At 44.6% G+C, this 8,826-nt stretch carries 6 protein-coding genes and 3 tRNA genes; 5 read left to right on the top strand and 4 right to left on the bottom strand.

Annotation, left to right across the window (positions count from 1 at the left end; all coding sequences use genetic code 11):
* Positions 1–193: 193 nt before the first annotated feature.
* The 4 genes from AB5903_RS19500 to AB5903_RS19485 all read right to left on the bottom strand — a co-directional run bounded on the left by AB5903_RS19500 (position 194) and on the right by AB5903_RS19485 (position 2,106).
* Positions 194–266 (bottom strand) — tRNA-Lys (locus AB5903_RS19500).
* A 17-nt stretch (positions 267–283) separates the two neighbouring features.
* Positions 284–355 (bottom strand) — tRNA-Glu (locus tag AB5903_RS19495).
* A gap of 57 nt (positions 356–412) precedes the next feature.
* Positions 413–499 (bottom strand) — tRNA-Ser (locus tag AB5903_RS19490).
* A 266-nt stretch (positions 500–765) separates the two neighbouring features.
* A complete protein-coding gene (locus AB5903_RS19485) occupies positions 766–2,106 on the bottom strand; it encodes an MATE family efflux transporter (protein ID WP_117858445.1) in 1,341 nt (446 codons plus the stop codon).
* 128 nt (positions 2,107–2,234) lie between these two features.
* On the opposite strand from AB5903_RS19485, the gene AB5903_RS19480 reads away from it, so the two are divergent.
* The 5 genes from AB5903_RS19480 to AB5903_RS19460 all read left to right on the top strand — a co-directional run.
* On the top strand, positions 2,235–2,819 hold the full coding sequence (locus tag AB5903_RS19480; RefSeq protein ID WP_117899388.1) for a Crp/Fnr family transcriptional regulator: 585 nt from the start codon (positions 2,235–2,237) through the stop codon (positions 2,817–2,819).
* Positions 2,820–3,027: 208 nt separating this feature from the next.
* Positions 3,028–3,963 carry a site-specific integrase gene (locus AB5903_RS19475; RefSeq protein WP_117899389.1) on the top strand — a complete coding sequence of 312 codons (936 nt, stop codon included), beginning with the start codon at positions 3,028–3,030 and terminating at the stop codon, positions 3,961–3,963.
* Between the two features lie 508 nt (positions 3,964–4,471).
* On the top strand, positions 4,472–5,875 hold the full coding sequence (locus tag AB5903_RS19470; RefSeq protein WP_118207444.1) for an undecaprenyl-phosphate glucose phosphotransferase: 1,404 nt from the start codon (positions 4,472–4,474) through the stop codon (positions 5,873–5,875).
* A 36-nt stretch (positions 5,876–5,911) separates the two neighbouring features.
* Positions 5,912–6,721, top strand: a complete 810-nt coding sequence (locus AB5903_RS19465) for a polysaccharide biosynthesis/export family protein (RefSeq protein ID WP_117908031.1) — start codon at positions 5,912–5,914, stop codon at positions 6,719–6,721.
* A gap of 43 nt (positions 6,722–6,764) precedes the next feature.
* Positions 6,765–8,826: GumC family protein (locus AB5903_RS19460; protein WP_368118127.1), on the top strand; the 2,062-nt coding region annotated here is incomplete at its 3' end.

Genomic DNA, 8,826 nt, shown 5'->3' with positions numbered 1-8,826 from the left:
CTGAAATTCTTCATGTTCAGACTGGCTAGGCTATACGCTTAAAAGAAAGCTTGCCAACCGGGGAAATCCGCTGACCCTGTATTCCGTGCCTAAAAAGAAACCCTGTTTTTATATTTTGTAGGAATTCATAAAAGAAAAAACTCCAAAAATCATTGATTTTCAGAGCTTTTCTTCAATTTACTTTTCTGATTCGTACACCCTCAGGGATTCGAACCCTGGACCCACTGATTAAGAGTCAGTTGCTCTACCAACTGAGCTAAGAGTGCATAAACAAATTTTACTGTAGTGGATACGAGAATCGAACTCGTATTGCATGCGTGAGAGGCATGTGTCCTAACCGTTAGACGAATCCACCAACAAGTTTTTTTTAGAAAAGCATCGGTTCTTTCAGACCGATGCTTTCAGTTCCTTGCGGAAGCTGGGGGATTCGAACCCCCGGTACGGTTACCCGTACGTCAGTTTAGCAAACTGGTGGTTTCAGCCACTCACCCAAACTTCCTTAGTAACCAACATTTGTTCTCAAATGCGGTGCAAATGTATGGCAAACTTTTGGACTATGCAAATCTTTCCCGCATATTTTTTTCAGTATTTTTGCAGGAAAAGAGATAACACGCTAACACTCAAAACACAATACGCTGTTTAATTTTTCTTCAAAAAGTATTTTCTCAGACACCTTTTAGAGTATCCCCGTTCAGTTTCCCTATCTTTACCGGTACACACCCCGTTTACTTCCCATAAAGAAAACCGGACTTTCCTCCCCAAGCATTATCTTATAAAACTCTTGCTTGCCCATTTCATGCTGTACCAACGGCGCACAAAAATAGCCCCGCGGATATTTTCGTCCAGCAAAAACGCTACCCACATGCCGCAAATGCCCCAACCCAACGGAATGCCGAACAGATAGCCAAGTCCTACGGCTACACTCCACATCACCACCAGCCCTACATAGAACGGATAATTCACATCGCCTGCCGCACGCAGCGCATTCGTCGCGAAGATATTGACAGGACGCCCTATCTCCAGCACAATATCGATAACCAGAATGGTAACCCCCATCTTTATAATCTCGGCATTGGACGTCAGCCAGCCGAAAATAACATGCCCGAAAAGAGCAAGAATACAAGACAGAATCACGGTTATCATCACCGACTTCTTCATTACATATTTCCCCATCAGGAAAGCCGCCCGCGGTTTCTTCTCCCCTATCAGATGCCCGATGCATATCGCCCCGCCCTGTGCCATGGAAATGCTGAACAGATAAGCAAACATGATGATATTGACACAATAAGTACGCGTGGCAAGCGCTTCCACTCCCAGCATGTTAATGAAATAAGTAATCACCACCTGCGACGAACTGTAAGAAAGCTGCTCGCCGGCAGAAGGCAGCCCCACCTTCATCAGGTTCTTCAACTCCACCCAAGGGAACGGACGGAAGTAAGCCGGCGGGAAACGGTGGATATGCTTGCGGAACAAGATTACAAACAGAATCACCATGGACACCCCTCTACTGAAAGCCGTAGAGATGGCCGCCCCCTCCACTCCCAATTCCGGAAAGCCGAAACGTCCGAAAATCAAGGAATAGTTGCCTATTATATTCAACACATTCACCACCACCGTCACCAGCATCGGATACACCGCCTTGTTGGCGCTGCGCAACGAAGCGGAAAGAGTTAGCGACAATGCCTGAAAAAAGGCGAACGCCCCTACAATACGCATATAATCCATACCGTCCTGCATCAGTTCGGGCCCCAGCCCCATCAGCCGCAGGATAGGCTCCGCACACCCGAACAGCAGCATGCTGATGCCTACACCCACCGCGAAGTTCACCAGAAGAGATACTCCCACCACCTGCACCACCTGTTTATGCAGCCGTGCGCCGATATACTGCGAACACAGCACGGAAGTACCGAGATTAATCACCTCAAACACCAGAAAAGTCAGCATGATAATCTGATTGACCACCCCTACGGCAGCCACACTGTTGTCCGAATGGCGGCTCAGCATAACGGTATCCACCGCGCCAAGCATCATAATTAATAATGTCTCTATGAAAATGGGAGCCGCCAGTCTGGCAAGCCGTTTCTTCAGATTCTCCTGCTGTATCATTGTTGTAGAAGCGCTATGATAAAAATCGCGCAAAGATACGGAAAGGAAAGGGAGAACAACTTGACACATATCAAATATTTTTTGCTACCTTTGCCACGCTAAATGACACCCAAACCTGCATAACCGTTATGGACACATTACTCAAAGAAACAGTGAACGCCACCGTCAACTCCCGCTATCCCGGCATGGCGCCCGAAGGCAGACGGCAATTGGAAGAAATCCTGGTCCGCAGAGAAGTGGAAAAAGGCGAACTTCTACTGAAAGAGGGACAGGTAAGCCATAATATCGTACTCGTCGGCAAAGGCATGCTGCGCCAGTTCTATTACAAAAACGGAAAAGACGTCACCGAACATTTCTCTTATGAAGGATGCATCGTCATCTGCATTGAAAGCACGCTGAAGAAAGAGCCCACCCACCTCATGATTGAAGCGCTCGAAGACAGCGTGGTCTACCTGCTGCCCTATGACAAGCTGATGCTTCTTACCGAAATATCGTGGGAAATCAATATGTTCTATCGCAAGATACTCGAATATTCCCTTATTGTTTCACAAATCAAAGCCGATTCCTGGCGGTTCGAGACAGCACGCGAACGCTACAGCCAGCTGATGGAGCAGCAGCCGGAAGTCATCAAGCGCGCCCCTCTGTCGCACATCGCCTCCTATCTGTTGATGACTCCCGAAACCTTAAGCCGGGTACGTTCGGGCATACTCTGATTTTTACGGGAATGCCCGGACCGGTCATAATCTGAATCCATATAGAAATTTACCCTTTCTATATACGGAGTCCTTTTAAATTTTCTTCAAGAAGAACTTCCCAAAGAAGCTGAACAAAATTTAAGCAGGCTCTTAAACCTGTCTTATCTCAAATCTTTTTTTGAGATAGCTTGTTATCAAGCTCATTATCCAACTTAAAATTCAGATTATGACTACCATATACACTTTTGCGCAAAGCGCAATCGAAGAAGCCAGAAGCGCCGGCCGCTACGGCACAGCCAACCTGTACTCCGGCGCCATCAACAGTTTCCGGAATTTTACCGGCGACATCCCCCTTACCTTCAAGGAAGTGACGGCGGGAATGATAAAACGATACGAAGAAAGCCTGTTACAGAAAGGCCGGCGCCACAATACCATCTCCGCCTATATGCGCATGCTGCGTTCCATATTCAACCAGGCATACCAGCAAGGCATTCCCGATACGATACCTGCCGACGAGCTGTTCCGCTTCGTATTCACCGGCTACGAACCTACCGCCAAACGTGCCATCTCCCCCGCCCTTATACGGCGTCTCTCGCAACTGAATCTGGAACACTCTCCCCACCTGCGCTTCAGCCGCGATTTATTCCTGCTCAGCTTCTACCTGAGAGGCATTCCGTTTGTCGACCTGGTTCATCTCCGCAAAACGGACATGAAGCACAACACCATTTACTACTACCGCCGCAAGACCCGCCAGCAGCTATCGGTCTACCTCGAACCGTACGCCGCCGAGATTCTGCGACGCTACACCGACAAGCACTCCCCCTCTCCTTACCTTCTGCCCATACTCTCAGCGGTCGGTCCGGAAGGCTACCGGCAGTACAAAAGCGCTCTGCGTCTTTACAACCAGCACCTGCACCGGCTATCCAAGATGCTGCGCCTGAGTGTGCCGCTCACCTCCTACGTGGCACGCCACAGTTGGGCCACCACCGCCAAAGAAGAAGGAGTAGCCATCGCCATGATAAGCGAAGGACTGGGACACAGTTCCGAAAAGGTAACACACGTATACCTCTCTTCTTTTAACAATAATGCAATGAGCAAAGCCAACCGGAAGGTTATTTCCACCATCCATGCCAAAAAGAAAAAGAGAAAAAAGGGGGAATAGAATAAAAAACAGCATGTAAATTAATATTACTTGCTATATAAAATTGTTTCATAGATAGTTCATTCTCTTACTTACAAGGTAAGAGAATGAATAAAATACTGTAAAAAAGCTTTTTATAATAACATGAAAAGCACTTTTCCTATTGTATCCCTTATGCTTCTATAAAGGCATGGAAGCGAAATGACATTTTTGAAACTTTGTTAAACAAAAGCGATGTATTCAATGAAATATGTAAATATTTAATACTTTAAAAATATGTTTTATGCCTTTTTATGAGTAGTTATGATGGGGATTTGAGATTTAAAAATAAATATTTTTTTGCTTGTAATGATAATATTTTTCATACCTTTGCAAACGGAATAATGGTTCTCTTACCTTGTAAGTAAGGGAATAGGCCATCTCTTACCTTGTAAGTAAGAGAACCCATAATTAATCATAACAAATAAGACAGGAAAATCAATTATTTTATTTACAAAAATTCAATGATTGATAGGACATTACGAAGATCATGAAACAAATTTTGCGTTTCAACAAAATTATCAAGAGCATCATCATTGCCGGTGATTTATGCATTCTCAATGCACTCTTTGTAACCTTGTACTATGTATTGGACACAGATACCCAGCGTATCCTTCTCTCCGATTCACTGCCGCAATTGTTGGTATTGTTGAATTTGGTCTATCTCTTATGTAACTATTCCAAAGGAGTCGTGCTTCACCGCCGCATTGTACGTGCAGACCACATCGTAATGCGTGCCGTACGCAATACATTCTGCCATGCAGTAGTATTCATCAGCCTTATCACGCTGGTGCATTTCGGCAGCTTGTCCACACGCTTCCTCGTTATATTCTATACGGCATTCCTTGCACTGCTGGTATTATACAGACTTATATTCAGGCATTTCGTTAAGATATACCGCCGCAAGGGAGGCAACCGTCGTACTGTTGCACTTGTGGGCGATGGTTCCAATATGGTCGAACTCTACGAAGAGATGACCGCCGACCCTACTTCCGGCTTCAAGGTAGTGGGCTATTTTGCCGAGCATCCTTCCGACAATTATCCGAAGGAATGCCGCTATCTGGGCACTCCCCAAGAAGTAATCCCTTATCTTAAGAAAAGTAAGGCCGAACAGTTGTACTGCGGTCTTGCTTCCTCGCATAGCAAAGAGATAATGCCTATCATTAGCTACTGCGAAAACAATCTGATTCATTTTTACAGCGTGCCCAATGTACGCAATTACCTGAAACGGCGCATGCACCTTGAACTGATAGGAAGCGTACCCGTACTGGATATTCGTCAGGAACCGTTGGCGCAACCTGAAAACCGGTTGGCAAAACGCCTGTTCGACATCGTGTTCTCACTATTGTTCCTATGCACAATCTTTCCTATCATCTTCATCATAATAGGACTGGCTATCAAGATAACCTCGCCCGGACCTATCTTCTTCAAGCAGAAGCGCAGCGGCGAGGAAAACAAGGAATTCTGGTGCTATAAGTTCCGTTCCATGCGTGTCAACAAGGACAGCGATAAGGTGCAGGCTACTTTAAACGACCCGCGCAAAACCCGTCTGGGCAATTTCATGCGCAAAACAAGCATCGACGAACTGCCGCAGTTCATCAACGTCCTGTTAGGCGACATGTCCGTAGTAGGTCCCCGCCCGCACATGCTGAAACATACCGAAGAATACTCCAAGCTGATTGATAAGTATATGGTACGCCACCTTGTCAAACCCGGCATCACCGGTTGGGCGCAAGTCACCGGCTTCCGTGGAGAGACCAAGGAACTCTGGCAGATGGAAGGACGTGTGGAGCGCGACATCTGGTATCTGGAACACTGGACATTCATGCTCGACCTGTACATTATCTACAAAACCGTGAAGAATGCGGTAAAAGGAGAAAAAGAAGCCTACTAAAACGAGTTGAAAGCTGAGAGTTAAAAATCAAAACACATGAGAAAAAGAAAAAGTCTGATTATTTTATTGTTGTTGCCGCTATTGCTGGCAGGGTGTCAAAGCTATAAAAAAGTTCCTTATCTTCAGGATGCACTGCAAGAAGTTGCCGCCGGAGATACCGGCACGGCTGATATGCCGTTGTATGATGCACGCATCATGCCGAAAGACCTGCTTACTATCGTAGTGAGTTGCCCCGAAGAACCGGAATTGGCGATACCGTTCAATTTGACGGTGACAAGTCCAATGGAGAAAGGTAACAGCTACTTAGTAAACCAGCCAGTATTACAACAGTACTTAGTAGACAATGAAGGTAATATAGATTTTCCGATTATCGGCAATATTCACGTAGGTGGTCTGACAAAAAGCGAAGCGGAACAATTGATAAAAACAAAATTACAGCCCCAATTTCGTGAACTTCCTATTGTTACAGTACGCATGTTTAACTATAAAATATCTGTGATAGGTGAAGTTTCTCGTCCGGGTACATTTACTATTTCCAATGAAAAGGTAAACATATTCGAGGCACTTGCCATGGCAGGAGATATGACCGTATATGGCATCCGCGACAAAGTAAAACTGATTCGGGAAGACAATCAGGGAAAGCGCGAAATCATTACCTTAAACTTGAATAACAGTGATATCATCAATTCACCCTATTACTATTTGCAGCAGAATGACATACTTTATGTCACTCCCAATAAAACAATTTCCAAGAATTCCGGTATAAGCAATAGTACCACCATATGGATTAGTATAGTAGGAACACTTGTTTCATTGGCAAGTTTAATTACTACAATCGTCAAATAACAACAACCGGACAGAATCACCATTATAACTTATTCAAGATTTTATGAAAGAAGAACTTTACGACGACATATTAGAAGAAAAAGAGGAACAGGCAGATATTAAAGCCATCCTTTTTAAATATATCATCCGTTGGCCTTGGTTTATTGCCTCCATCATTATTTGCATAGCATGTGCATGGATTTATCTAAAACAAAGTACTCCTATCTACAATATAACTGCCTCTGTTATCATCAAAGATGAAAAGAAAGGTGGAACAATGGGAAATGAATTTTCGGGATTGGAAGATTTAGGGCTGCTTAACCCATCCAAGAACATTGATAACGAAATAGAAATCTTACAAAGTAAATCCTTAATAAAGGATGTGGTTAATGAGTTAGGACTATACATTAATTATTGGGGAAACAAAGGTTTTAAGACCACAGACCTTTATGGAGCATCCCCCATACTTGTTCATTATTCCTTTAAAGATGCAGAAACGCTTAATGCGCCTATACAGCTTACCATTAATTATCAAAAAAATGGGAATCTGAATGTAAATATGATTACCGACAAAGGAAATGACAACGAAAAAAAAATAAATAAAACTTTTACAGAATTTCCCGCCGTATTATCTAGCGAGAAAGGTGTTATTACTTTTATAGAAAATCAACAAGTACCTATTGTAGAAGATGTAAACCTTGATATTACCATATCACATCCACTTGCAATAGCTAAAGGATATCGTAGTGCACTTTCTATAGAACCTACCAGTAAAACAACTTCTGTAGCTACCATATCAATAAAAAACACAAATAAAAAACGTGGTGAGGACTTTATCAATAAATTGGTAGAAATGTACAATCGTGATGCCAATGATGATAAAAATGAAGTAGCTCAAAATACCGCCCACTTCATTGATGAACGTATTTCTGTCATCAATCAGGAGTTAGGAACAACAGAACAAGAGTTAGAAAATTTTAAACGGGAATCCGGGCTGACCGACCTTAGTAGTGATGCACAACTTGCTGTTGCTGAAAAATCAGCATACGAAAAACTCTGTGTAGAAAATGGCACACAATTAAATTTGATACAATATTTGTCAGATTATCTCAAAAAACCGGAAAATGCCAATACTACTCTTCCGGTTAATGTAGGTTTAAATGACAAATCGCTTACAGAGCAAATATCCCAATATAATGCATTGATTTTGGAGCGCAACCGGCTTCGCCGTACTTCTTCCGACTCCAACCCCGTAATCCGCCGGCTCGACAGCAATATCGACGATATGCATGCCAGCCTTCTGACTACCATCAACAGCGTATACAAGGGATTGCTCATCACTAAAGCCGACCTCGACCGCCAGGCAGGCAAATATGCCGGTCAAATCAGCAATGCTCCTGCACAGGAACGCCGCTTTGTCAGCATCCAGCGCCAGCAGGAAATCAAGGCAGGGCTTTACCTGATGCTGTTGCAGAAACGCGAAGAAAACAATATCGCGCTTGCCGCCACCGCCAACAACGCTAAAATCATAGATGACGCATTGGCGGATGATGTACCCATATCGCCCAATAAAAAGATAATTTACCTGGCAGCCCTGGTACTCGGTTTCGGCATTCCGGTTGCCATCATCTATATACTGAGCCTGCTCAGCTACCGCATCGAAGGACATTCTGATGTCGAGAGACTTACGCGTGTTCCTGTTATCGGCGATGTTCCCTTGAACGACTCCGATGAAAAGTACGCCATCGCCGTCCGCGAAAACGACAACGACATCATGGCAGAGACTTTCCGCAGCCTGCGCACCAACCTGCTTTTCATGTTGGGCGACCCTGACAAGAAAGTAATTCTCGTCACCTCCACCACAAGTGGCGAAGGAAAGACTTTCATCGCCTCCAACCTCGCTGTCAGCTTGGCGCTATTGGGTAAGAAAGTAGTCATTGTGGGACTTGATATCCGCAAGCCGGGATTGAACAAAGTATTCCATATTTCGCACAAGGAACGCGGTATCACCCAATATCTGGTTGCTCCGCAAAGTACAGACCTGCGAAGCATGATACAGTCTTCGGACCTGTCTGCCAACCTCAACATCCTGCCCGGCGGAACTATCCCGCCCAACCCCACGGAAC

It is taken from the genome of Bacteroides sp. 2201st1_D9_2201SCRN_220225, from assembly GCF_040928965.1.
In the GTDB taxonomy this organism is placed as follows: Bacteria; Bacteroidota; Bacteroidia; order Bacteroidales; family Bacteroidaceae; genus Bacteroides; species Bacteroides stercoris.
This window is presented reverse-complemented; position numbering and strand designations above follow the sequence as displayed.